This window comes from Phreatobacter stygius, from assembly GCF_005144885.1.
Classification (GTDB): domain Bacteria; phylum Pseudomonadota; class Alphaproteobacteria; order Rhizobiales; family Phreatobacteraceae; genus Phreatobacter; species Phreatobacter stygius.
The window spans coordinates 2,913,911-2,937,841 of record NZ_CP039690.1 but is presented as its reverse complement, the minus strand read 5'-3'; the positions used below and the strand labels follow the sequence as shown (position 1 = coordinate 2,937,841).

Here is a 23,931-nt window from a genome sequence, read left to right as displayed (position 1 = left end):
ATCGCTGTCCTCAGCTGAGACCAATGGCTGTGACGGCCATGTCGATGAGTTTGATGCCGACGAACGGCACGATGAGCCCGCCGAGCCCGTAGACCACCAGATTGCGGCGCAGCAGGGCGGCGGCGCCGACCGGCCGGTAGGCCACGCCCTTCAGCGCCAGCGGCACCAGGGCAACGATGATCAGCGCGTTGAAGATGACCGCCGACAGGATCGCCGATTGCGGGCTGGACAGCCCCATGACGTTGAGCGCGCCGAGCGCCGGCAGGGAGGCGACGAACAGCGCCGGCAGGATGGCGAAATATTTCGCGACGTCATTGGCGATCGAGAAGGTGGTCAGCGCGCCGCGGGTCATCAACAATTGCTTGCCGATGCCGACGACCTCGATGAGCTTGGTCGGGTCCGAATCCAGATCGACCATGTTGCCGGCCTCGCGTGCGGCCTGGGTGCCGGTCTGCATGGCAACCCCGACATCGGCCTGGGCCAGCGCCGGCGCGTCATTGGTGCCGTCGCCACACATGGCGACGAGGCGGCCCTTGGACTGTTCGGCGCGAATGAAGGCGAGCTTGTCCTGGGGTGTCGCCTCGGCGATGAAATCGTCGACGCCGGCTTCCGAGGCGATCGCCGCCGCCGTCGCCGGATTGTCGCCGGTGACCATGACGGTGCGGATGCCCATGCGGCGCAGTTCGGCGAAACGTTCCTTGATGTCGGGCTTGACCACGTCCTTCAGGTGGATGACGCCCAGGATGCGGTCGTTCTCGACCAGACCGAGCGGCGTGCCGCCCGAGCGCGCGATGCGGTCGACCGTCTCGCGGAAACCCGGCGGCTCGGTGATCGGCTGGCCACAGGTGGTCTGCCGGGCGAATTTCACCACGGAGTCGATGGCGCCCTTGCGCAGGCGACGGCCGTCCAGATCGACGCCCGACAGCCTGGTGGCGGCCGAGAATTCGATGAAGCTGGCGCCGGCCGGACGGTCGAGCGCGATGTTCATGGTGTTGCGGGCGAGCTCCAGGATCGAGCGGCCTTCGGCGGTCTCGTCGGCGAGCGAGGCCAGTACCGCGGCCTCCATCACCTGATGCGCCGAAATGCCCGGCATCGGGATGACCTCGGAGGCCATGCGGTTGCCGAAGGTGATCGTGCCGGTCTTGTCGAGCAGCAGCGTGTCGACGTCGCCCGACGCCTCGACCGCGCGGCCGGAGGTGGCCAGCACGTTGAACTTCAACAACCGGTCCATGCCGGCAATGCCGATGGCCGACAGGAGCCCGCCAATGGTCGTGGGAATGAGGCAGACCAGGAGCGCGATCAGCACCACCACCGGCATGGCCATGCCGTGATAGGCGGCAAAACCCGGCAGCGTGCCGACCGCGACGATGAACACCAGGGTCATGCCGGCGAGCAGCACGGTGAGTGCGATCTCGTTCGGGGTCTTCTGGCGCTCGGCGCCCTCGACCAGCGCGATCATGCGGTCGAGGAAGGAATGGCCAGGCTGGGCGGTGACCTTGACGATGATCCAGTCGGACACGACAGTGGTGCCGCCGGTCACCGCCGAGCGGTCGCCGCCGGCTTCACGGATGACCGGGGCGGACTCGCCTGTTATCGCCGCCTCGTTGACCGAGGCGATGCCCGCGACGATGTCGCCGTCGCCGGGGATCACGTCGCCGGTCTCGACCCGCACGAGGTCGCCGGGTTTCAGATCGAGCGCCGAGACCGTTTCGACGATCCGGTCATTGCTGGCCGAGACCAGCCGTTTGGCGCGGGTGTCGGTGCGGGTCCGGCGCAAGGCGTCGGCCTGGGCCTTGCCACGGCCCTCGGCCAGCGCCTCGGCGAAGGTCGAGAAGATGACGGTCAGCCACAGCCACAGTGCGATCTGGGCGGTGAAGGCCGTGGCGGCGCCGGTCAGGAGATCGCGGATCAGCACGATGGTGACGACCGCCGCCACCGCTTCGGTCACGAAGATGACCGGATTGGCGACGAGGACGCGCGGATCGAGCTTCCTGAAGGCATCGATGGTTGCCTGCTGGACGAGGGGACCGGCGAACAGCGCCGGCGCCGCATAGCGTTTACGGGTCATGATGTGCCTCAATTGGCGATCTGGCCGGAGAGCATCTGCATGTGCTCGAGAACCGGGCCGAGAGACAGGGCTGGGAAGAACTGCAGGCCGCCCAGGATCAGGATCACGCCGGCGAGCAGGCCGACGAACAGGGCCGTATCGGTCGGGAACGTGCCGGCCGACGGCGCGAGCTTCGGTTTGGCGACGATCGAGCCGGCAATGGCCATGACCGGCACGATGATGGCGAAGCGGCCGAGATGCATGGCGATGCCAAGGGTCGTGTCGTACCAATAGGCATTGGCGGTGAGGCCGGCGAAAGCCGAGCCGTTATTGCCGGCAGCCGAGGTGAAGGCATAGAGGATCTCGGAATAACCGCGCGCACCCGGGTTGGCGGTGCCGGCGAGCGCGGCGGGCAGCACCATCGACACCGCGGCGAAGCCGAGGATCAGGAGCGGCACGACCAGCACGCCGAGGACGGCGAGCTTGACCTCGCGCGATTCGAGCTTCTTGCCGAGATATTCCGGCGTCCGGCCCACCATCAGGCCCGCCACGAACATGGCGAGGATGGCATAGAGGATGATGCCGTAGAGACCCGAACCGACACCGCCCGGCAGGATTTCGCCAAGCTGCATCAAGAACATCGCCACCAGGCCGCCGAGCGGCGTGTAGGAGCCGTGCATGGCATTGACCGAGCCGTTGGAGGCGCCGGTGGTGAACACCGTCCAGACCGCCGACAGAGCCGGGCCGAAACGGACCTCCTTGCCCTCCATATTGGCGCCGTTGATGCCGAGCGCCGCCATTTGCGGCGTGCCGGAAGCCTCGGCCCAATAGACGATGCCGCAGCAGACCGCGAGAGACAGCATCATCACGGCGAACAGCGCCCAGCCGTCGCGCTCGCGGCCGATCATCCGGCCGAAGGCGATGGCGATGCCGAGCGGCATGGCGACGATCGCCCAGACGGTGAGCATGTTGCTCCAGGCGTTGGGGTTCTCGAAGGGATGCGAGGAATTGACGTTGAAGAAGCCGCCGCCATTGGTGCCGAGCTGCTTGATCGCGATCTGCGAGGCGACCGGCCCTTGGGCGAGCACCTGGTTGGCGCCTTCGAGCGTCGTCGCCTCGACTGAGCCAGCCAGCGTCTGCGGCAGGCCGAGGGCGACGAGCACGAGCGCCGTGACAATCGCGATCGGCAGCAGCAGGTAGAGCGTCGAGCGGGTCAGGTCGACCCAGAAATTGCCGAGCCCGTCGGTCTTTTCCCGCGCGAAGGCACGCGCCAGGGCGGCGAAGACCGCGATGCCGGTGGCCGCCGAAATGAAGTTCTGCACGGTGAGGCCGAGCATCTGGGTGAGATGCGACATGGTCGTCTCGCCGCCATAGCTCTGCCAGTTGGTGTTGGTGACGAAGGAGATCGCCGTGTTGAAGGCGAGATGGGCCGAAACCTCGCCCTGGCCGGCCGGATTGAGCGGCAACAGGGTCTGCAGGCGGATCAGGCCATAGAGGAACAGGAAGCCCGCGGCGTTGAACACCAGGACAGCGATGGCATAGTCGGTCCAGCGCTGCTCCTTCGCGGGGTCGACGCCGGCGAGCTTGTAGAAGCCGCGCTCGACCGGGGCCAGGACCGGATGGAGCCAGGTTTTCTGGCCATCGAGCACGGCTGCGAAGAACAGGCCGAGTGGCCGCGCGGTCGCGGCCACCAGAATGAGAAGAAGCAGGACTTGCAGCCAGCCGTTCACGGTCATGGCATCACCACAGCAAAAGCGCCGAAGGATCCAACGCGAGATGCGTCAGAACTTCTCGGGGCGGAGGAGGACAAGGATGAGATAGAAGGCGAGCCCGAGGCCCACCGTCCCGGCGAGAATGAGATCGAACATCGTGGTGCCCTCATGCTCGCGTCGCGGCGCGGACATAAACGATCATCAGGCCGAACAGCCCGAGACCCAGTGCGACATAGATGAGATCAGACACGGCAAACCCTTCCACGGCTTGGAATGAAGTCGGCCCTTATTGCGTCCGATCGGCATCAGGGAGCGATGCGGAAGGCGCCAGCCCGGCATAAAGAGCCTGTAAGGGTGCCGCCGCGGGACGGGTCGACATCGCCGCCGGCTGGCATCGCGCAAAAGCGATTGGCCCCGGCTGCAGGCCTGACCGAGGCGACCGGGCTGATCGTGTCGCGGAACCGGCAGCGGTGGCCGGCCCGTCAGTCGGACTTCTGGGCCCGCTCGCGATGCGCCTCGATCGCCTCCGGCTCCTGGTCGTCTATCTTGGTCAGGGCGTTCGACGCCAGCCGCTCGGCGCGCAGCAGTTCATCGAGCTTGGCCTGGATCGCCTGGGTGTCGCGATGTTCGGCGCGCTGGATCAGAAGCGTCATCAGCCAGGTCGCGAGCGTCGCGACACCGTGCCACTCCAGCGTCGCCGGCGACAGGATCAGCCAGGCGGCAGCGAACAGCCCGACCACGATGAAGGCGGCAGGGCGCGCCGTCAAGGTGCCGAGGGTGGTCAACAGGCGTCCGATCGGATGTTCGGTCATGGTTTGCCAACGCGGCGGCCGGCCGGCGGTTCCGTGGGCCCCGGCCTGGAGGCGTGATTGGTCGCCGAGCGTGTGATCGCTTCAGATCGAAGCGTTGCGCCCTCGGACTGCTCCCCTTCGAGATCTCGCACTGGAGCCATCGCCCTCACCTCGCCCCGGCGGGGAGAGGTCGGCCTGAGGAACGAAGGCCGGGAGAGGGGGCGTTGTGGCTTCCAAACCAAGCGCTGCCCGTTTCGCATGGTGATGTCTCGTCCAGCGCCTCGCCCGCCTCTCCCAACCGCTCGCTACGCTCACGGTCGACCTCTCCCCGCCGGGGCGAGGTGAGGGCGGTGGTTCCGGCGCGAGGTCGCGAAGGCGCGGAATCCTCGGTGCCATGCGCCTCAATGCGAGACGATCAGGCTCTAACGCAGCGGCGTCGGCGCCGCGTAGTCGCCGAGGCTCATCGCCTTGGCGGCATCGCCCATGCGCGCGGCGAGTTCGCTCGGATGGATGAATTCGTCCTTGAAACAGGCGTAGAGCGAGGGGTCGAAGATCCGCTTCAGCCAGTTCACCAGCAACATGTGCTTTTCCGAGCGCTTCAGCTCGGGATGATAGGTCAGCCACAGATCCAGGTGGTGGCGGATGCCGACATCGAGCGGCACGAGCCGGGCGCCGAGCGCGATCGAGCAGGTCGGCAGCATGCCGGCGCCGACGCCGCGCTCGACCGCATAAAGCGTGGCGGTCGACGAATTGGTGCGGATGCCGACGATGCCGGCGAGCGAATCGACGCCGAGCGCCCGCGCATAGGCGGTCTCGTCGAGCTGCGGCGCCACCTGCTGGATGATCCGGTGCTGGCGCAGTTCGGCGATCGAGGTGGGCACGCCGAAATCACGGGCGTAGTTTTCCGAAACGAAGGGATAGACGTGCAGCCGGCCGAGTTTGGCGATGATCAGGTCGGGATTGTCGGGCGGCGCGAACTGGATGGCGACATCGGCCTCCAGCCTGCCGACATCGGCCGGCTCCATCGCGCAGCGCAGATCGACCGTCAGCCGCCGGTAGGTCGCCTGGAAATCGATCAGCTTCGGCAGCACCCAATAGGTTCCGACGCCCTCGGTGACCGCCAGCCGCACGACGCCTTGCGGATCCGGGCCGGCATGGGCGGCGCGGCGGAAGATATCGAAGCTCAGGCGCTCCATCTTGCGGGCGTCGTCGAGGATCGCCCGGCCTTCGTCGGTCAGTTGCAGGCCGGCCTGATGCCTGACGAACAGCGCAAAGCCCAGGGCCTCCTCGAGGCGATCGATCCGGCGCATCACCGTGGTGTCGGTCATGCCCAGGATCTGGGCGCCCTTGCGGAAACTGTGGTGATCGACGCAGACGAGAAAGATCTTCAGATCGCCCCACGACGCGTCGATCGGCTCGATCGGCTTCTGACGCTGCACTGACGCAGCAGCCCGCTGCGTTTTCTCCTGCATCGCGCCTGCCTCCTCGCAACTAGCTTAACGATCGGTCTTGCTTGTTGGGGGGATTGTAGATGCCTGTCGGTGGTCACGATAGTGGTATGATTTTGCCACGACATTCCCTGGATCTGTTGAGCTCGGCGCAACTCGTCGATGCTTCGCCGGCACGCCATCACGAGCTTGCCGGCATGGCCGATCTGGCGCGGCAGTCGATTTCCGCGGTCAAGATCGGCAATGACGTGGTCGAGCGCGTCTACCGGCATCAGGCGCCGTCGATCTTTCCGTTCCGCGTCCGCGGCCGGATCAGAGGTGGCATCGCCTTCCTCTATCTCAATCAGGACGGCCTCGAACACGTCCTGCTCGATACCTTCGATTTCGCCGATCCCGACCTGGCTCTGCTTGCCGGGCGCAACGAGGGCCCGGCGGCGCTTTACGTCTGGGCGCTGGCCGCGCGCGGACGGGCGGCCGCCGGCATCGCCGATGTCGCGGTCAGGATGATGCGTGGCGCCTTTGCCGTGGCCGACTATTACGCCCAGCCGGCGACCGCCGACGGCGCGCGCCTGCTGCGCCAGGTCGGTTTCGAGCGGACACCGAGCTTTCAACCTGATCTGTGGATCTATCGGCGGCTGGCCAATCGGGCCGGCGGCGCGGTGGTGGGTGATCCGGCCTTGGCTGGCGGAGGCCCATCATGAGCAACGATGCCGACCCGGCCACCAAAGCCATCACGATCCGCATCGCCCGCAATGTTCAGGATCTGATGCTGGTCACCGCGATCCGCTCGGCGGTCTATCTGGCCGAGCAGGATTGCCCCTATGAGGAGGAATTCGACGGCAACGACCTGGTCGCCGCCCATTTCATCGGTTTCATCGGCGGCGAACCGGTGGCCTGCCTGAGGGCACGGTTCTTTGCCGACTTCGCCAAGGTCGAGCGGCTCGCCGTGCGCCACCAGTACCGTCGCTCCACCGTGGCCTTCCGGCTGGTGCGCGAATGCGTCGGCTTCCTCAAGCGCAAGGGCTACCGGCGGATCTACGGCCAGGCGCAGGACCGGCTGGTCGATTTCTGGGCGCGCTTCGGAGCCAAGCCCCTGCACCACAACCGGAAGGTCGTGTTCTCCGACTTCAGCTATACCGAAATGGTCCTGGACCTGCCGGCCGACCCGAACGCCATCACCATCGACAGCGACCCCTATGTGATCATTCGCCCCGAGGGCCAGTGGGACCAGGCCGGTGTGCTGGAACGCTCGGCCGACCGCAACGTCTCGAGCCCGCTGCGCGACCTGAAGGTTGCGGTCTAGTGCCGGCGCGATCCTTCGCCTCGGCCGCTGACCGGCTGCGCCAGCCGGCGCCCTTGCTGATCTGCTGCGACCTGCAGCAGGAATATATCGCGACCGGCCGCGCCCATACCGTGCGCGACGGCGATGCCGCGCTCGGCGCCTGCGGCCGGCTCTTGTCAGCCTGGCGCGACGGCATGTGGCCGATCGTCCATCTGAAGCGGGTCGCCCGGGCGGCCTGGTTCAACCCGGCGTCGAGCCTGACCGACTGGATCCCCGGCTGGCGGCCGCAGCCGGGCGAGCTGATCTTCGAGCACCCCCTGCCATCGGCCTACAGCTCGCCGCGCTTTGCCGACTACCTGGCCAATCTCGGGCCGCTGGACTGTTTCGTCATGGGCTTCTCGCTGGAGGAGACGATCCTCTCGACCGCTATCGAAGGGTTCCACCGCGGCCAGAGACTGATCTGCATTTCGGATGCCGTCGCGGGCTCCCGCCCCCGCGAGGACGCCGATCCCGATGCCTATCTGACCACGCTGATCGGGCTGGTCGCCCGGTTTGCCGAGATCCAGACCGAAGAACAGGCGCTTGCGGCCGTCGGCTGAGCCGGGGCCCATCGATGGGAGACTTGAATGACGACACCGAAGCGAAACCACCATCGATCGCCAGCCGACGAGCTGATCGTGCTGGACGACAATTTCGACATCACGCGGCTGCGCGAACTGGTCTATTGGAGCCAGGAACCGGGCCTTCTGGAACTGATGCGCGGCATTCTCGCCATGCCGGATCATGCGCTGTCGAGCCTGCAGACCTTCCTCGGCTCGGTCCAGGCGCCCGAACATCTGCGGGTCGACTATGGCGCCGACGGCCATATCAGGCTGACGGTGGCCAAACGGCACTCGTGAGCCGTCAAATCGCCGGAACAACCGCCCTAGAGGATTTACCTATGTGTGGGCGACTTGTGGACACCACGAAATATCGCAATAAATGCCACATAGTTCCGAGCAAACGTTGAGTTCCATTTCGAAGAGGCCGGTATCGATGCCTTGTGGCTGCATGAGTGCCTTCGTGCGTCAGGCGCCATCGAGAGCACGTCGGCGCAGATCCTGAGGAGACGCAATGTCGGTCAAGAATCCGAACCCGGTCGACCGGCATGTCGGAATGCGGGTGCGTATGCGGCGGATGATGCTGGGCATCAGTCAGGAAAAGCTCGGCGAGCGACTGGGTCTGACTTTCCAGCAGGTGCAGAAATACGAAAAGGGCGTCAACCGGATCGGGGCGAGCCGCCTGATGCAGATGTCCGGCATTCTGGGCGTTCCCGTGTCGTTTTTCTTCGAGGACGCGCCGACCGAAACGGAAATGGCCGAAGACATGCTGCCGACGCCGGGCGCGCTGCTGATCGTGCCGGGCGCCATCCAATTGCTCCAGGCCTATGCGCGCATCGAAGATCCGGCGGTGCGCCGGTCGCTGGTCAATATTGCCGAGAGTATCGCGCGACCCGCCAATTGAGCCGATCCGGGCTCACCGGCTGAACCCGGCCGCATGGCGCGAACCGTTGCTTGCCGCCCTGCGGCAACCCCTGAATTCTTCAGTATCCATTAACGTCCGGGCTCCCAGCGAATTGACGTGTCACGTCACGTGTGCTGCCGGCGCAACAGCATTGCCCGTTCCGCATCGCGACCTTCCGCTGGAGCTTGTACAAAATCGCCATGCGAAATACTCAGATTCTCAGCATTCGGAAAATACATCGCTGGGGATTGCCATGAAGAAGATCTTGCTTGCCGCCGTTGCTGTCGGCGCGCTTTCGACCGGCGCCTTCGCCGCCGACCTCGGTGGCGCGCGCGGCCCGATCGCCGCGGTCGTCGTGGCGCCGGTGTTCAACTGGACCGGCTTCTACCTGGGCGGCCAGGTCGGTTACGGCTGGGGTTCGGCCTCGCAGCCCTATGGCGTCCCGTCGACGGCGACGACCTTCCCCTTGATCCAGGATGCGGCCCGCCAGTCGGGCATCGTCGGCGGCCTGCATGCCGGCTATCTCTATCAGTTCAACCAGTTCGTGATCGGTCTCGAAGGCGATATCGAAGCCTCGGGCATCAACGGCAATGACCGCGGCTCGGGCGGTCACATCAACGGCCTGAAGCATCGCTGGAACGCCTCGGTGCGCGCCCGCGCCGGTTTCGCCATCGACCGCGCCCTGGTCTACGCCACCGGCGGCGTGGCGTTCCTGGGCGCCAACGCGACCAATCTCTCTTTTGTACCGGCGGAATCGATCGGCACCAGCTTCACCGGCTGGACCCTGGGCGCCGGCGTCGAATACGCCTTCACGCCGAACCTGTCGGCCCGCATCGAATATCGCTACACCGATTACGGCAAGTCGACCGCCCGCTTCATCGGTTATGCCGAGCGCATCAACCCGCAGATCCACACGGTCCGGCTCGGCCTGTCCTATCACTTCACCACCGGCCCGTCGGCCGTGGTCGCCCGCTACTGATCGTCTTTCAGCCATCAGCATCGGCAACGGGCTGCCTTCGGGCGGCCCGTTTTTTGAGGTGGCACCAGCCCGGGCGGCGCGATTGAGCGTTCCGCTCTCCACCGGCTACACTCCGGCCCGACCTGAACCATCGGGAAGGAGCCGCGCCTGTGGACAGCAAGAAGAACAAGGCCGAGATCTCCCGGCGCAGCCTTACCGGGCTTGCCGGCCTGGCGATGCTGTTGCCGGCGAGCGAAGCCTTTGCCGCGGCCCGGACGCTGCGCGGGACGGTCATCTACCGCGAGCGCATCGCCCTGCCGCCAACCACCATTGTCGAGGTCAAGCTGCTCGACGTGTCGCTGGCCGACGCGCCGGCACGCACCATCGCCGAAACGCGCATTGCCGCGGGACCGCGCAACCCGATCCGCTACATCCTCCGCTTCGACAGCGCGCAGATCCAGCCGCGGCGAAGCTATGCGCTGCAGGCGCGCATCACCGACGGCGACCGGCTGATGTTCATCAACACCACGCGCCATCCGGTTTTTGCCGGCGGCCGCAACCAGACCGAGATCCGCGTCGAGCGCGTCGGTGGCCAGGCGGAGGCCCCGCGTCAGCCAAGCCCGGCCGGCCGATGGCTGGCCGAGGACATCAGGGGTGGCGGGGTCATCGACCGGCTTCAGTCGGTCCTGGAGATCGCCCCTGACGGCCGGGTCTCGGGCACCGGCGGCTGCAACCGGATCGGCGGCCGCGCAACGATATCAGGCGCGACGATTGCGTTCGGCCGCATGATCTCCACCCAAATGGCCTGCACGCCGGCGGCCATGGACCAGGAGCGGAAATTCCTCCTGGCGCTCGAGGATGCACGCGGCTGGCGGGTCGATCCGGTGCGCCAGAAACTGGTGCTCGCCGATGCCCGGGGCACACCGGTCCTGGTGCTGGCGCGGATGTGAATCAGGTTCAGCGGCTCTCCGCCACCGGGCCTTGGTCAAGTGCCTGGTGTCTGCAGCCAAAAATCGGGGACGTCGAGCGCCTCGGCCAATTTTGCCAGCGTCTCGGGCGTGCCTTTCTTCCGGCCGCCTTCGATATCGGAAAGGTAGCCCTGAGCCAGCCCGGTATGCGCGGCAACCTGCTCTTGCGTGAGCAGTCGCCATTTCCGGATCGCCTTGATCAGGCTGGCGCCGGCGAGCATTCGCCGGCTAACCTCGGGCGGCAGGACAACGTCAGCCGCCGTGGCGAGCGCGGCTTTGGCGCGGTCATAAGTGGCGACATCCTCGGCGTCTTCGTCGATCTCGGCGGCCAGCGCCACCAGTCGATCATATTCGGCGCGCGGAATGATCACCATCTCGTCGCCGGACGGCGTCACGAAGCGCTGTGCGGTCGGTGCCTGAAACGACATTTCGGTTCCCCTTGTCCGTGGTGGTCGCCCCGCGGCCGATATAGATGGCGAGGATCGTCGTACTGTCCTCGCCGAAGATCACCCGGTACTGGCCAACACGCATCCGGTAGCCTTGGCGGCCGGAGAGCGCCTTGACGTCGCCCCGCCCATGGATCGCGTAACCAACCAGCGCTTCCGTCACCGCCAAACGCGCTTGACCCGGTAGGGCATCGAGTTCCCTGGCTGCCGAAGCGGTGAGGATGATCGTTTTCAAGAGAGATAATATCTCAGACGATATCGCCGGTGGCAAGCGATATTATCTCTAGCCCGAAACGTCGACGGGCAGAGAAATGCGCGAGCGCGTTCGGGGCAAGCTCAAGGCGAGATGGCGGGTATGGACGAAAAACTGGTGCTGCGAGAGAGGATTGAACTCTCGACCTCTCCCTTACCAAGGGAGTGCTCTACCACTGAGCTACCGCAGCCAAACCAGGCGCCGAGGTCGCTCGAATGCGGCCCCCGACGATCGGGACGCTTCCCTGCCACAGGGCAACCGGGGATGCAAGAGGCCGGTGACGTGTTTAGCGGTTGGCAGCACAAAGAGATGTGCCGATAATCATCCACGCCATGACCGACCAGGCTTCGAAACCCAGCGAAAAATCACCCGCCGACGACAAGGCGGCCGAACAGCGCGGCCGCGATCGGCGCGCCGAACGGCTGGCGGCGCAGTTGAAGGCCAATCTCAAGCGGCGCAAGGCGCAGGCGCGCGGACGGGCCCAAACCGGAACCGGGGCTGGCGAGCCGGAGGAGCAGGGCTGACCGGCCGCGTGCATGACGTTCATGCATCGCTGCATGGCCGGGGCGGCCGCCACGCCGCGCGGCCGGATCGAAGCCGGCCGCCACGCCGCCGCCGAACTCCCTTCCTTGTTTCGCCCTGTTTCGTCGGCTAGACCGGTCATCAGGCAGCGCCGGCATATCGTGGAATCGCGCGGCCGTTCTGTTGTCTTGAGCCAGACCGGCGCCGTCGCGCCGCGCCGGCATCGTTCAGCCCCAAGGAGTTCGGCATGGATCGCATCCGCATCACCGGCGGCCGCCCGCTTCACGGCACCATTCCGATCTCCGGCGCCAAGAACGCCGCGCTGCCGCTGATGATCGCCTCGCTCCTGACCGAGGACGAGCTGACCCTGACCAATGTGCCGCGGCTGTCGGATGTCTCCAACCTGGCGCGCATCCTGGGCAATCACGGCGTCGACGTGACCATTGCCGGCAAGCGCTCGGGCGACGACGTGCTGATGGGCCAGACGGTCCGGCTGAACGCCCGCTCGATCGTCGACACCACAGCGCCCTATGAACTCGTCTCGACCATGCGCGCCAGCTTCTGGGTGATCGCGCCGCTGGTTGCCCGCATGGGCGTCGCCAAGGTGTCGCTGCCCGGCGGCTGCGCCATCGGCACCCGGCCGGTCGACCTGTTGCTGCAGGCGCTGGAGCGGCTCGGCGCCCAGATCGACATCGATGCCGGTTATGCCGTGGTCAAGGCCCCGACAGGCCTGAAGGGCGCCGAGATCGATTTCGGCAAGGTGACCGTCGGCGGCACCCATGTCGCGCTGATGGCGGCCTCGCTCGCCGACGGCACGACGGTCATCCACAATGCCGCGCGCGAGCCCGAGATCGTCGATCTCGCGGAATGCCTGATCAAGATGGGCGCCAAGATCAAGGGCGCCGGCACCGGCACGATCGAGATCACCGGCGTGACCCGGCTGAAGGGCACGCACCATGCCGTCGTCGCCGACCGCATCGAGACCGGCACCTATGCCATGTGCGTCGCCATGACCGGCGGCGACGTGATGCTGGAGGGCGCCCGGCCGGAGCTGCTGCAGTCGGCGCTCGACGTGCTGGTCGAGGCCGGCGCCGAGATCACCACCACCAACGAGGGCATCCGGGTCCAGCGCAACGGCCACGGCCTGTCGCCGGTCTCGGTGACCACCGATCCGTTCCCGGGCTTCCCGACCGACCTGCAGGCCCAGCTGATGGGCCTGATGACCCGCGCCAAGGGCACGTCGAAGATCACCGAGACGATCTTCGAGAACCGCTTCATGCATGTGCAGGAGCTCGCCCGCCTCGGCGCCCATATCCACCTGGACGGCCAGACCGCCACCATCGAGGGGGTCGACACGCTGAAGGGCGCGCCGGTCATGGCGACCGATCTGCGCGCCTCGGTCTCGCTGGTCATCGCGGCACTCGCCGCCCAGGGCGAGACCATGGTCAACCGGGTCTATCATCTCGATCGCGGCTTCGAGCGGCTGGAAACCAAGCTTGCCGCCTGCGGCGCGGACATCGAGCGCATTTCCGGCTGAGCGCCCGGCCGGCGGCCTTTGCGCCGGCGGTTCCACCATTGCGAAAGCATTGCCTGCTAGACCGCCTGATGCCGGTCCGCGCTTCGGCGGGCCGGGACAGGAGCATTTGCCTTGCTGAAGCCGGGCCCCGTTCGAGCCAAGCGCGCGCGACCGCGTGTCGGCGAGCCCGAGCCGCGCCAGGCCAGCCGCCGCGACCTGCGCTACGCCGCCGCCATCGAAAACCTGGCGGACGGCAGCACCAGCCCCTGCCAGATCCTGGATATTTCCGCGAGCGGCGCGCAACTGGCGCTCGCCGGCGATGGCGCGCTTGCCGAGCGGTTCATTCTGCGGCTGGGGCGCAACCGCAGGCCGAACCGGCTGTGCCGCCTGGTCTGGCGCCAGGGCCGAACCCTCGGGGTCGCCTTCATCGACCAGGACCCGGACGCCTGAGCCGTGATCCCTTGGCCGAAGGCCGTCATGGCGGCCGTGGATTTCTGCGACTTGAGCCCGGCCAGCCCATAGCTCCCCGGCGAAATCGGGGCCCTCGAAAGGCCGCCGGATCGAACCGTTGCCAAGCTGGCGCGATGCAGTCGAAGCGGGCGCGAGGGCGACACCGGCGCCCTGCGCCGCGGCCGCCACCAGCGCGAGCGACGAACCGCACGCGATGGCGCAGGCGAGCTGCGGCCAGGGTTCTGCGCCAGCGGCGGCAGACCAGCGCGATGCCCGGCCGAGGCCGCGAATGGCCGCAAGGCGTTCGGCGACAGGACGGGCCGAACCATCGACACCAGAATTTTTCTAATGACTCAGCCCAGATATCATCGTTTGCCAGGGGCCTGGAAGGGGTCATAGACGGCGTGCTGGTCCGACACCTCAGGAGGTTCCCTTGTCGCCACGACTGTTGCCCCGGATAGCCGCCAGCCTTGTTGCCATGGCGCTCGCGAGCGCTCCCCATGCCTCTGCCGGCGCCCTGCGCGACGCCGACGTGAAGCAGGCGGTCGATGACGCGATGACGCCGATCATCGAACAATTCGGCATACCCGGGCTCGCCGTGGCCGTCACGATCAACGGGCAGCGCCATTTCTTCGACTATGGCCTGGCCTCGCGGGAGCCACGGGTCCCGGTCACCCGCGACACGCTGTTCGAACTCGGGTCGATCAGCAAGACCTTCACCGCGACGCTCGCCACCTCGGCGGAGGTCGCCGGCAAGCTGTCGCTCGATGGCAATATCGGCGACCACCTGCCCGAACTCGCGGGCACGCCGCTCGGCCGGGTCAGCGTGCGCGATCTCGCCACGCATACGGCCGGCGGCTTCCCGCTGCAGGTGCCCGACACGGTCCGGGATCGTGACCAGCTGATGGCCTATTTCCGCAACTGGAAACCGCAGTTCGCCGCGGGAACGCGGCGAAGTTATGCCAATCCGAGCGTCGGCCTGCTCGGGGTGATCGCCGCCAGGAGCATGGGCGACAGCTTCGAGAACCTGATGGAGCGCCGGCTGTTCCCGGATCTCGGCCTGCGCCGGACCTATATCAACGTTCCGCCCAACGAGATGAAATCTTATGCCTGGGGCTACACGCGCGCCGACGCGCCGGTCCGGGTCGGTCCCGGCATGCTCGCATCCGAAGCTTATGGGGTGAAGTCGAACAGCGTCGACATGATGCGCTTCCTGGAGGTGAATATGGGCCTCGGCGAGGTGCCGGAACGGGTCAGCCGGGCGGTCATGGCGACCCACACCGGATCGTTCCGGGCGGGTCCCTTCGTCCAGGACCTGATCTGGGAACACTATCCCTATCCCGTCGCACTCGCGAACCTCGTCGCGGGCAACGCGCCGTCGGCCAATCGCGAGCCGATGCCGGTCGAAAGGATCGAGCCGCCAATGGCGCCACGCCAGGACGTCCTCATCAACAAGACCGGATCGACGAACGGCTTCGGCGCCTATGTCGCCTATATCCCCGCAAGACGCATCGGGATCGTCATGCTCGCCAACAAGAACTACCCCAACGAGGCCCGCGTGAGGGCGGCCTTCGCCGTCCTGTCCCGGCTGGCGCCATAGCCGGGCGCGCAAAAGGTCCGGGCCGGCGCTCCCGGCACGTGCTGGCACGCGATCCCGCAAACGACAGGCTCCGCGGTCCACGGTTTCGTCGCGGCGCCGAAATCGGCCGCCTCGGGGAACGGCCGGCACAACTCCCGCGTTTCATCGATATCCCGCCGCATGGGCCGGCCGCCGCGCCGGTCCACGCGACCACGGGTCACGTCTTTTCGATGACAAGGGAGATCACAATGACCCGGAACAGTCTGGCTATCGCCTCGGTCCTGGTTGCGCTGAGCGGCGCCGCCATGGCCCAGACCGCACCGCAAACGACGCCGCAGACCGCACCGGCGGCGCCTCAGACAGCGCCGGCACCTCAGACGGCACCGGCGGCGCGTCCGGTGCAGAGTTCAATGTCACCCAATGAATTCACCACCCGCAGCCTGATCGGCATGACCGTCTATGCGCCGAAACCGGCCAATGCGGCGAGTGCTGCCGATCCGACGACCACGGCATCGACCGTGCCGGCGCCGTCGGCCGCGCCAGCCACCATGGACGACGCCCAGTGGCGCGCCATGCGCGAGCGTCACGACAATATCGGCGAGGTCAACTCGCTGGTGCTGACCAATGACGGCCGGGTCAAGCAGATCGTTCTCGGCGTCGGCGGCTTCCTCGGCATCGGCGAGAAGGCGATCGCCCTCGACTGGCAGGATCTCCGGCTGATGCGTGATACGAACGGCAAGATGTTCGCCATCGTCATGCGCACCAAGGATCAGCTGAACGCCATGCCGCGCTTTATCGAGGGCAGCCAGTAACAGGCGCGGTCGAGAGCCGAAAGCAGATCTAGCCAGCCCGCGTCGAGCCATCGGCGCGGGTTTCCTTGTTGCTTTATGTCCCAGTGATGGGCCGCATGGGAAGCCTTCGATCGTCAAACTTCACCAAGTCGCGCCATCTCGGTATCGAAGACGAGGCGGAACTGGGCAGCTTCCCCCTCTGGCAGCCAGAGGGTCATCTGCGGCACGACGGTTTGGTGATAGCGGCGCTTCTCAGTATCCCACGGCATTGAACCGGCCGCCTTCAGCTCTGCCAGAATGCGCTCCAGCCGACGGCGCACCCGATCCGGGTCGGCCCGATAGGACGTGGGCGCGACCGGAAACAGGTCGTCTTGACCCGAGAACATGTCGAGCTGTGCCTTACCCATGGGAGCCTTTGCTGCATCCTGACCGAATCACAGCCCATGATCGGCGTCGGACGCCAGCGTCTCAAGCCTGATCAGCGGCTTGTCCAGAACCTCTTTGAGCAATTCAGCCTGCGCCGGCTCCAGCTTCACCAGCCGGCCGATGACGTGCAGCAGGTCGATGAGGTCACTGTCATATTCGGCTAGCCAATGGTCGGGCTGGATGGCGTCAAGGGGCGAGGGCGGCCGCCGATCACCGATGATCGGGCGGGTCCGATCGCGCCGGCGGTAGCTGAACCATTGGCGGATCACTGGTTTACCGGAAACCTCATAGGCCCACATGGCTGGCGTCACCCGGTCAACATGGCCCTTGCCGATGATAAGATGGCGCGTGGAGGCATCGTAGCTGATCGTGTCGGGCAGTGGCTCCGGAGCCCCGGGAATAGCGCCGCTCTCGGGAAGGAAGGGGCCCTCCTCCACAGGTAGGCGCGGTGGACCCTTCGGACGGCCGGCGGCCGGGTTGACGAAGCGCTCGCCATGGCAGTGCAGCCAGACTACCTCGCCGCCGATCTCTACGGCTCGGCCAAAGAGTCCGGCGTCGGCGGTGAGCGGGACGCGCAAGCCGGGTTGTATTAGGTCGCGCTCAAAGCGCTCCGTAAAGGCCGGATGGGCCATGAGCGCGGCCAGATATGCCATGACGTCTTCGGGAGTGACCTCGCGGCCGTAGGATTCAGCGAGGAAGGCAAGGGCCTCGGAGCGGATGTTCGTCAGGCTCGCCGCCGCATCGCGCCAGAGCGGCATGGTCCGGCCACCACGGCCGTTGTAGTGGTGCAAGTCCGGGATGAGGCCGAGAAATGTCAGCGCCGGACCGTTCGAAGGCGAGCGGTCGTCTGGCGCGGTCAGAAACACCTGCTTGTCGGAATAGTCGTCCCAAAGCGAAGGGTTCGATTGGTTGATCAGCCGGGCATCGGGAATGATCCACTGCCGGTCCAAGGAGCGGAACCCATACCGCACTGGTTTGATGACCGACTGGGTCTCGCTGATCACTGGTGACAACCTCTGCTCATGGTTCGCCAGCCCCTTCTTAAGGTCCTTGCGGACATGTTTGTCCCCCGGCTCGCCTCCCCGTAGATGCGGATGGAAGAGCACTTCTTTCCTGTCAGCATCCTTTTCAGCAATGAGCCGGTCCCAGCGGCGCGACAGGGTCCCGCGATCCGGCGCGATCACCCAGGTGCGACCCGGCATGACGCCGGACCCGTCATAGACGAACAGGTCGGTGAGCGCCGGCATCTCGGCCCAGAGCCCGGTGGCGGCTGGCAGAAAAGGTTCGCGCCAGCCCGTAGGGCAGGCGACCCACGCACCGTCTGCGAGCGACAGCCTTGCGAGGGCTGAGAACTTGTCCTCGCGGCGGCCCTCGGGCAAGGTGATATATTGAACCGACGCGGGCGCGTCGGCCTGCTTGCCCTTCTTTCGGGCCGCAACGACGATGCAAACCGGCTGTTGCACGCCCTGGAATATGCGTGTTGCGACCTCCGGCTGGTGGCCCTCCGGCGAGCAGTCAATCACCCAGATGGCGGAGGCGGTCCGGCGCAGGTCCTGCCGCATCTTCTCAAAGCCTTCGCCATTCAGGAACCCGGCGACCGTGATGTAGCAGATGATGCCCTCCTCATCCCTGTCCGGCTGGCCGGCGGCTGCCGCATGGCCGGTGCCGAAGACCTTCCAGGTCGCCCAGCGCCAGAAATAGATGTAGAGGTTCTTCAGATGTTTGGTGTGCGCGCCAACACCCCATTCCGCGGGCGGGCGCCACCAGTCCAGAGGTGCCGCGCGCCCGGCGGAGCCGGCCTCGATCCAGCCTCCGCGCCCCTCGGCCTTCTCCTTGTAGGGCGGGTTTCCGATCACCACGGTGATCGGCTGGCCCTTCTTGATGGCGTTGGCCTCCTGCCGCGAGCGCGCGATAGGTTGCATGAACTGCGGTAGCCATTCGTCCTCGACGTAAGGGTTGCCAAGCGTGTCGGTGATGAAGAGCTTCAACGCCGGCAGGGTCGAGGTCTCACTGTCCTTGACCTTCATCAGCGTCTGGAATTCGGCGATGAGACGAAGCTGGGCGACAGCAAAGGGGCCGAATTGCAGTTCGAACCCGATCAGCCGGTCGGCCGCCGCAGCAATAGCTCCCCTCACCGCGCCCGGCCCCAAGTCCGCGGTGACATTTGGCCTGCTGCCGGTTTCACGGACACCGAGTTTGGGTGTCAACTGTGAAGCCGGAGGTGGCCTATGCAACGACGAAAGTTCAGCCGGGAGTTCAAGCTCGAGGCTGTGAAGCTGATCAAGGAGCGCGGGGTTGCGGTCGCGCAAGCGGCGCGCGACCTGGATGTGCATGAGAACGTGCTGCGCAAATGGGCCAAGGATTTTGTGGCCGATCCGCAGCAGGCGTTCCCCGGCCAGGGCCAGATGAAGCCCGAGCAGTTGGAGATCGAGCGGCTGAGACGCGAGGTTGCCAAGCTCAAGGCCGAACGAGATATCCTAAAAAAAGCCGCGGCCTACTTCGCGAAGGACTCGATATGAAATTCGGGTTCGTCGCGAAACATCGGGGGATCTGGCCGACGGCATGGTTGTGTGAGGCGCTCGGGGTCTCGCGTTCTGGCTTCTACGCCTGGCTCACAAGGTCCCCGAGCCAGCGGGCCAAGGACGATGAGGCGATCGGCGCGAAGGTGCGAGCGAGCTTCGTTGCCAGCGACAGAACCTATGGTGCTCGCCGGGTCTGGCATGACGTTCTCGCCGATGGCGTTTCCTGCGGGCTCCACCGGATCGAACGTCTGATGCACGGTCAAGCTCTTCGCGCTCGGCCGCGGCGCCGTGGCCTTCCCCCTGATACGGGGGAGCGGGTCAGCGTCGGCATCGCGTCAAACCTGCTCGATCGCCAGTTCCAGGCATCGGCGCCGAACCAGAAGTGGGTGGCAGACTTCACCTATGTCTGGACGGCCGAAGGCTGGCTCTACGTGGCCGCGGTTGTCGACCTCTTCTCGCGGCGGGTGGTTGGCTGGTCCATGAACGCGTCGATGATGGCACAACTCGTCACCGATGCGCTCATGATGGCGATCTGGCGCCGGGGCAAGCCCGACGCCCTGCTGCATCACTCCGACCGGGGCAGCCAATACACCAGCGCGCCGTTCCAGCGTCTGATGGCCGATAATGGCGTCATCTGTTCGATGAGCCGCTCCGGAAACGTCTGGGATAACGCCGCAATGGAGAGCTTCTTCTCCTCGCTCAAGACCGAGCGTACGGCTCGCAAGGTCTACCGCACGCGCGATCAGGCCAAGGCTGACGTGTTCGATTACATCGAACGCTTCTACAATCCACGCCGGCGTCATTCGACGCTCGGCTATCTCAGTCCGATGGAGTTCGAAAACCAAGCGAATTTAGCTTAGGAACGTGTCCACGGAACCGGCAGCAGGCCAATTGGCGGCAATTTTCCGAAGCACGCCCAGCAGGAAGGTGCCTGTGCCGACAGCGGGGTCAGCCACCGTTACTTCCGCCGAGGCGAGACCGGCAGCACGTCCGAACAGGGGTCCGCGGAGCACATCGTCGACAAACCGAACCATGGCGTTCACCACTTCCGGCGGGGTGTAGTAGGAGCCCGTCCGTTTACGAAGGGTGTTGTCGTAGACCTCAAGGAAGTGCTCGTAGAAATAGAGCCAGGCATCGGGGTCATCCTTGCTGACCTCCGCCCAATTCACCTCGTTCAGCACGCGCGTCATGGCGCCAAGTGAGGTGGCGAGTGCCTTCTGGTTGACCGGATTGTCCGTCAGGAGGCCGAGCGCCGTGCCGATGAGCGAGTTCGATTTCTTCAGGTCAGATGCAGCGTGCTCGATGCCGTCCGCGAGTGAGATGTCGCGGGTGCGAGCGATCAGCAGGCCGAAGGTCACAGCCTGGGCGTAGCCATCGGCGAACTGGGCGTCGTCGGCCTGCGGAAAGAGCAACTTCCGCCAGTCGTCGGCAAGGCCTGTCAGGCCCGAGCTACCACGCTCGAGTTGCTCACTCACCTCATCACGCAGCAGCCGACAGAGGCGGGCACTGATCTCGGCGAGCCGCCTCGGCGATTTCGGCGGGATGGGGCTCCAAGACAGGAAGTCACTGAACAGGGCCACGAGCTCACCGGGCGCCTTCAACTTGACCCCGGAGATTTCCACGTCGCCTTCAAGACGGATGATGGACCCCTGGGGCGCTCCGTCGCGCCATAGGCTGAAGGCATTGCCGTCAGTGTAAAGGAGGTTGGGGAGGGACTTCAGTCGCGCCCACTGGTCCTTGTCGTGCGGGTCCTGGAATTTGCGGGGATCGGCGCCCTTACCGGGCGCCTTGAGCTCGATAAAGCCAACCAGTACTTTCCCAACGGTGACTGCATAATCCGGCCGCGTCTTAATGTCGGCAAGGCCGGTTTCGCCGACGAGGCTCACCTGGCCGACTGCATGCCCGGCGATGGGCGCAAGCCCCTGCTCAATGAGGACTTCAAGCGGACTGCGGAGTTGGTCCTCCGGCGCGCCGGCGATGGCCGGATTAGACAGCTTGGCCTTGGCGCTCTGGCCGAAGGTCGAAACGACAGTATCGAGCGACGGACCTGACATGATTTCCCCCAAGCTCATCACTCTAGGTTGCGGCGGAAAAAATCAAACCCTCCTGAACGCCACCCCGTCTCCTCGTTCTCCCCCACCTCTTGCGACTGCCGATGTGCTCGACGCAGTGCGAGATATCGAAGCCGGTTCAAGGACGGCGACCGGGCCACTCAGCGTATCGAGCGCGGGCTCCGGCTCTTTGCCGCAGGACCTGCCCACAGGTCGCCATTGTCGAGCGTCAAGACTCGCTCAAACCAGCCCGCGTCGAGCCATCGGCGCGGGCTTTTTGCGGTTTCGCCGGCGCCCCTGACGCAAAAACGCCCGCCCCTTGGATCAAGGGACGGGCGCTTGAGAATTGGTGCCCAGAAAAGGACTCGAACCTTCACACCTTGCGGTACACGGACCTGAACCGTGCGCGTCTACCAATTCCGCCATCTGGGCGAGGCGCGTGTCATAGCCATGCCGAGCCGGCGCGTCAACGCAGGCGTGAAACTTATTCACGCCTGGAAGACAAAGACCCGCTTCGGCACCAGCTCGCCGCGCTCGACTTCGCAGACCGCGATCGGATCGCCACCGGCGGAAACCCATACGGTTCCGCCGACCGGCGCGTCGCGCCCGCGCAGAATGGCGCTCTGGCCGCGCACCAGCCGCGCGGCGACATCACGGGTCACCTGCACCTCCGGCACCTCGGCCAGGGCCGCCTCGACCGGCAGCAAGGCATCGTCGAGGGTCTGGCTGTCGATCTTGCCGTCGAGCAATTCGCGCAGTTCCTCCAGCGTCACGGTGTCGTTCTCGCCGAACGGCCCGACGCGGGTGCGGCGCAGCGCGGTGACATGGCCGAAACAGGCGAGGTCGCGACCGATATCGCGGGCGATGGCCCGGACATAGGTGCCCTTGCCACATTCCGCCTCGAACTCGGCCGAGGTCTCGGAGAGCGATACCAAGGTCAGGCTGTCGATGGTGATCGGCCGGGCGGCGAGCGTCACCTCCTCGCCGTCGCGGGCGAGATCGTAAGCACGCTCGCCATCGACCTTGATGGCCGAAAATTTCGGCGGCACCTGCATGATGGTGCCGGTATAGCGGGGCAGCAGCGCCTCGACCGCCTCGCGGCTCGGACGCAGGTCGGAGCGGGCGGTTACCTCGCCCTCGGTGTCGTCGGTCGTGGTCTCCGACCCCCAGGTCACCGTGAAGCGATAGGTCTTGCGGCCGTCCATGACGAAGGGCACGGTCTTGGTGGCTTCGCCGAGCGCGATCGGCAGGAGGCCCGAGGCGAGCGGGTCGAGCGTGCCGGCATGGCCGCCCTTCTTGGCGTTGAACAGGCGGCGGACCGCCGAGACGGCATGGGTCGAGGTCTGGCCGAGATCCTTGTCGAGCACGATCCAGCCATGGACGTCGATCTTCTTCGAGCGCGGCTGGTTCATCGTTCGTCCTCGTCCTGGGTGCCGTCCTTGCGGTCGAGGTCGCGGCGCACCGCATCGCTGTCGAGCAGGCGATCGATGCGCGAGCCTTCGTCGAACGAGCCGTCGATGCGGAAGCGCAGGTCGGGGGCGAATTTCAGATTGGTGCGATGGGCGAGCTCGCCGCGCAGATAGCGCTTGTTGCGCGCCAGCGCCTCGATCACCGCTTCCTTGTCCTTGCCGCCCAGCGGCATGATGAAACAGGTGGCGATCTTCAGGTCGGGCGACATCTTCACCTCGGGCACGGTGACGACATGGGCCGTCAGCACCGGGTCGTGCACTTCGCCGCGCGAGAGCACGTCGGCGAGCGCGTGGCGCAGCAGTTCGCCGACGCGCAATTGCCTTTGGGACGGGCCGGTGCCCGTATCGAAACGTTTGGCCATGATTTTTGTCCTTCTCCCGGGATCGGACCGGGGGGAAGCGAAAAGGAGGCGGCGGAATACACCCGGCCGGGCCCGAAGGGAAGCCTCTTGAAGCGAAACCTCAGTTTGCCGCTGCGATCGCGGCTTCCGCTTCGCCGATCGCCTCGGGCGTGCCGACATGCAGCCAGAGCCCGTCCAGCGGCAGGCCGAAGAGCCGGCCCCGGGCAATCGACGCATTCCACATGTCGTTGAGCGAGAAGGCTTCGCCCGGCTGCCGGCCGGCGAAATCGGCGGCCTGCATGATCGCCGCGCCGGCATAGGCGAAAGGCGCCGTGGACCGTTTGCCGCGCCGCTCCAGGCGTCCGGCATCGTCGCGGAAAAAATCACCGGCGCCGTCGAAGCCGACACTGTCGGTGAGCGAGGCCAGCAGCAGGAGCGTGTCCATCCGCGCGGGATCGAAGGCCTGGATCAGCCTTGTCACGTTCGACTGCGTCCGGTCGGTCCAGAAGCTGTCGGCATTGCGGATGACGAAGCTGTCACCCAGCCACGGCAGGGCCTTGACCACGCCGCCGCCGGAATCGAGCAGGGCCTGGCGCTCGTCGGAAACGACGATCGCTGGCCTGGCGCGGCGCGCCACCGCTGCCTCGATCTGATCGGCCAGGTGGTGGACATTGACCACCGCGGTCTCGATGCCGGCCGCGGCGAGCGGATCCAGCACGTGATCGAGCATGGTCTTGCCGGCGACCTCGACCAGCGGCTTGGGGATCCGGTCGGTGATCGGCCGCATGCGCGTGCCGAGGCCGGCGGCCAGCACCATGGCGGTGTTGATCGAAGTGACGGCACGACTCACGGCACG

Annotated in this window: 25 protein-coding genes, 2 tRNA genes and 2 pseudogenes; 13 read left to right on the top strand and 16 right to left on the bottom strand. The window is 66.1% G+C overall.

Annotated elements, in window-relative coordinates; genetic code table 11:
• Window positions 1-10: 10 nt before the first annotated feature.
• The 5 genes from kdpB to E8M01_RS13585 form a co-directional block, all read right to left on the bottom strand.
• On the bottom strand, window positions 11-2,068 hold the full coding sequence (kdpB, locus tag E8M01_RS13605) for a potassium-transporting ATPase subunit KdpB (protein WP_136960603.1): 2,058 nt from the start codon (window positions 2,066-2,068) through the stop codon (window positions 11-13).
• A gap of 8 nt (window positions 2,069-2,076) precedes the next feature.
• Complete coding sequence (gene kdpA, locus E8M01_RS13600) at window positions 2,077-3,783, bottom strand: potassium-transporting ATPase subunit KdpA (protein ID WP_136960602.1); 1,707 nt, start codon at window positions 3,781-3,783, stop codon at window positions 2,077-2,079.
• A gap of 45 nt (window positions 3,784-3,828) precedes the next feature.
• Window positions 3,829-3,951 (bottom strand): potassium-transporting ATPase subunit F, encoded by a 123-nt coding sequence (locus E8M01_RS13595; RefSeq protein ID WP_211596723.1) that lies wholly within the window; start codon window positions 3,949-3,951, stop codon window positions 3,829-3,831.
• A gap of 290 nt (window positions 3,952-4,241) precedes the next feature.
• The gene (locus tag E8M01_RS13590) at window positions 4,242-4,571 is read right to left on the bottom strand and encodes a low affinity iron permease family protein (protein WP_136960601.1); all 330 of its coding nucleotides are present in this window, start codon (window positions 4,569-4,571) and stop codon (window positions 4,242-4,244) included.
• A 401-nt stretch (window positions 4,572-4,972) separates the two neighbouring features.
• Window positions 4,973-6,022, bottom strand: coding sequence for a LysR family transcriptional regulator (locus E8M01_RS13585; protein ID WP_136960600.1), 1,050 nt, complete (start codon window positions 6,020-6,022; stop codon window positions 4,973-4,975).
• An 86-nt stretch (window positions 6,023-6,108) separates the two neighbouring features.
• On the opposite strand from E8M01_RS13585, the gene E8M01_RS13580 reads away from it, so the two are divergent.
• The 7 genes from E8M01_RS13580 to E8M01_RS13550 all read left to right on the top strand — a co-directional run bounded on the left by E8M01_RS13580 (window position 6,109) and on the right by E8M01_RS13550 (window position 10,691).
• Complete coding sequence (locus E8M01_RS13580) at window positions 6,109-6,699, top strand: hypothetical protein (protein WP_136960599.1); 591 nt, start codon at window positions 6,109-6,111, stop codon at window positions 6,697-6,699.
• Complete coding sequence (locus tag E8M01_RS13575; protein ID WP_136960598.1) at window positions 6,696-7,301, top strand: GNAT family N-acetyltransferase; 606 nt, start codon at window positions 6,696-6,698, stop codon at window positions 7,299-7,301. The genes E8M01_RS13580 and E8M01_RS13575 overlap by 4 nt, the downstream gene beginning before the upstream one ends.
• Window positions 7,301-7,879 carry an isochorismatase family protein gene (locus E8M01_RS13570; protein ID WP_246088725.1) on the top strand — a complete coding sequence of 193 codons (579 nt, stop codon included), beginning with the start codon at window positions 7,301-7,303 and terminating at the stop codon, window positions 7,877-7,879. Before E8M01_RS13575 ends, E8M01_RS13570 begins: the two co-directional genes overlap by 1 nt.
• A gap of 27 nt (window positions 7,880-7,906) precedes the next feature.
• Entirely contained in the window at window positions 7,907-8,179 is a 273-nt protein-coding gene (locus E8M01_RS13565) for a hypothetical protein (RefSeq protein ID WP_136960597.1), read from the top strand.
• A gap of 214 nt (window positions 8,180-8,393) precedes the next feature.
• Complete coding sequence (locus E8M01_RS13560) at window positions 8,394-8,783, top strand: helix-turn-helix domain-containing protein (protein WP_136960596.1); 390 nt, start codon at window positions 8,394-8,396, stop codon at window positions 8,781-8,783.
• 253 nt (window positions 8,784-9,036) lie between these two features.
• Complete coding sequence (locus E8M01_RS13555; protein ID WP_136960595.1) at window positions 9,037-9,762, top strand: outer membrane protein; 726 nt, start codon at window positions 9,037-9,039, stop codon at window positions 9,760-9,762.
• A 149-nt stretch (window positions 9,763-9,911) separates the two neighbouring features.
• Entirely contained in the window at window positions 9,912-10,691 is a 780-nt protein-coding gene (locus tag E8M01_RS13550) for a YbaY family lipoprotein (protein ID WP_246088724.1), read from the top strand.
• Between the two features lie 35 nt (window positions 10,692-10,726).
• On the opposite strand, the gene E8M01_RS13545 is transcribed toward E8M01_RS13550, so the two are convergent.
• The 3 genes from E8M01_RS13545 to E8M01_RS13535 form a co-directional block, all read right to left on the bottom strand.
• The gene (locus tag E8M01_RS13545) at window positions 10,727-11,137 is read right to left on the bottom strand and encodes a helix-turn-helix domain-containing protein (protein ID WP_136960594.1); all 411 of its coding nucleotides are present in this window, start codon (window positions 11,135-11,137) and stop codon (window positions 10,727-10,729) included.
• On the bottom strand, window positions 11,055-11,390 hold the full coding sequence (locus E8M01_RS13540; protein WP_246088723.1) for a type II toxin-antitoxin system RelE family toxin: 336 nt from the start codon (window positions 11,388-11,390) through the stop codon (window positions 11,055-11,057). The genes E8M01_RS13545 and E8M01_RS13540 overlap by 83 nt, the downstream gene beginning before the upstream one ends.
• Before the next feature lie 133 nt (window positions 11,391-11,523).
• Window positions 11,524-11,598: transfer RNA gene (locus tag E8M01_RS13535), tRNA-Thr, on the bottom strand.
• Between the two features lie 142 nt (window positions 11,599-11,740).
• Here E8M01_RS13535 and E8M01_RS13530 point away from each other — a divergent pair.
• From E8M01_RS13530 to E8M01_RS13520, 3 genes are all read left to right on the top strand, one after another.
• Window positions 11,741-11,932, top strand: a complete 192-nt coding sequence (locus tag E8M01_RS13530) for a hypothetical protein (RefSeq protein WP_136960593.1) — start codon at window positions 11,741-11,743, stop codon at window positions 11,930-11,932.
• A 245-nt stretch (window positions 11,933-12,177) separates the two neighbouring features.
• Complete coding sequence (gene murA / locus E8M01_RS13525) at window positions 12,178-13,467, top strand: UDP-N-acetylglucosamine 1-carboxyvinyltransferase (protein WP_136960592.1); 1,290 nt, start codon at window positions 12,178-12,180, stop codon at window positions 13,465-13,467.
• A gap of 111 nt (window positions 13,468-13,578) precedes the next feature.
• Entirely contained in the window at window positions 13,579-13,896 is a 318-nt protein-coding gene (locus E8M01_RS13520; RefSeq protein ID WP_136960591.1) for a PilZ domain-containing protein, read from the top strand.
• 75 nt (window positions 13,897-13,971) lie between these two features.
• On the opposite strand, the pseudogene E8M01_RS35985 reads toward E8M01_RS13520, so the two are convergent.
• Window positions 13,972-14,187: pseudogene (locus E8M01_RS35985) on the bottom strand (LysR substrate-binding domain-containing protein); the annotation flags it as partial.
• A 187-nt stretch (window positions 14,188-14,374) separates the two neighbouring features.
• Here E8M01_RS35985 and ampC point away from each other — a divergent pair.
• Together ampC and E8M01_RS13505 are read left to right on the top strand one after the other, a co-directional pair.
• Window positions 14,375-15,496 carry a class C beta-lactamase gene (gene ampC, locus E8M01_RS13510; RefSeq protein ID WP_136964619.1) on the top strand — a complete coding sequence of 374 codons (1,122 nt, stop codon included), beginning with the start codon at window positions 14,375-14,377 and terminating at the stop codon, window positions 15,494-15,496.
• Between the two features lie 227 nt (window positions 15,497-15,723).
• Entirely contained in the window at window positions 15,724-16,287 is a 564-nt protein-coding gene (locus E8M01_RS13505; protein ID WP_170181890.1) for a PRC-barrel domain-containing protein, read from the top strand.
• Window positions 16,288-16,400: 113 nt separating this feature from the next.
• On the opposite strand, the gene E8M01_RS13500 is transcribed toward E8M01_RS13505, so the two are convergent.
• On the bottom strand, window positions 16,401-16,673 hold the full coding sequence (locus E8M01_RS13500; RefSeq protein WP_136960589.1) for a hypothetical protein: 273 nt from the start codon (window positions 16,671-16,673) through the stop codon (window positions 16,401-16,403).
• A gap of 27 nt (window positions 16,674-16,700) precedes the next feature.
• The gene (locus tag E8M01_RS13495) at window positions 16,701-18,899 is read right to left on the bottom strand and encodes a type ISP restriction/modification enzyme (protein ID WP_136960588.1); all 2,199 of its coding nucleotides are present in this window, start codon (window positions 18,897-18,899) and stop codon (window positions 16,701-16,703) included.
• A 21-nt stretch (window positions 18,900-18,920) separates the two neighbouring features.
• Here E8M01_RS13495 and E8M01_RS13490 point away from each other — a divergent pair.
• Window positions 18,921-20,074 (top strand): IS3 family transposase gene (locus E8M01_RS13490; protein ID WP_136960587.1). Its coding sequence is split into 2 segments (ribosomal slippage): window positions 18,921-19,179 and window positions 19,179-20,074, totalling 1,155 coding nucleotides; the frame shifts between segments, so codons are not numbered across the junction.
• Here E8M01_RS13490 and E8M01_RS13485 read toward each other — a convergent pair.
• From E8M01_RS13485 to E8M01_RS13465, 5 genes and pseudogenes are all read right to left on the bottom strand, one after another.
• Window positions 20,066-21,268, bottom strand: coding sequence for an N-6 DNA methylase (locus tag E8M01_RS13485; protein WP_136960586.1), 1,203 nt, complete (start codon window positions 21,266-21,268; stop codon window positions 20,066-20,068). The genes E8M01_RS13490 and E8M01_RS13485 overlap by 9 nt on opposite strands.
• A gap of 344 nt (window positions 21,269-21,612) precedes the next feature.
• A tRNA-Leu gene (locus E8M01_RS13480) sits at window positions 21,613-21,697 on the bottom strand.
• Between the two features lie 56 nt (window positions 21,698-21,753).
• Window positions 21,754-22,755: pseudogene (gene truB, locus E8M01_RS13475) on the bottom strand (tRNA pseudouridine(55) synthase TruB); the annotation flags it as partial.
• Window positions 22,674-23,096 (bottom strand): 30S ribosome-binding factor RbfA, encoded by a 423-nt coding sequence (gene rbfA, locus E8M01_RS13470; protein WP_136960584.1) that lies wholly within the window; start codon window positions 23,094-23,096, stop codon window positions 22,674-22,676. The gene rbfA and the pseudogene truB, both read right to left, overlap by 82 nt.
• A 100-nt stretch (window positions 23,097-23,196) precedes the next feature.
• On the bottom strand, window positions 23,197-23,925 hold the full coding sequence (locus E8M01_RS13465) for a nucleotidyltransferase family protein (protein WP_246088722.1): 729 nt from the start codon (window positions 23,923-23,925) through the stop codon (window positions 23,197-23,199).
• Window positions 23,926-23,931: the final 6 nt, after the last annotated feature.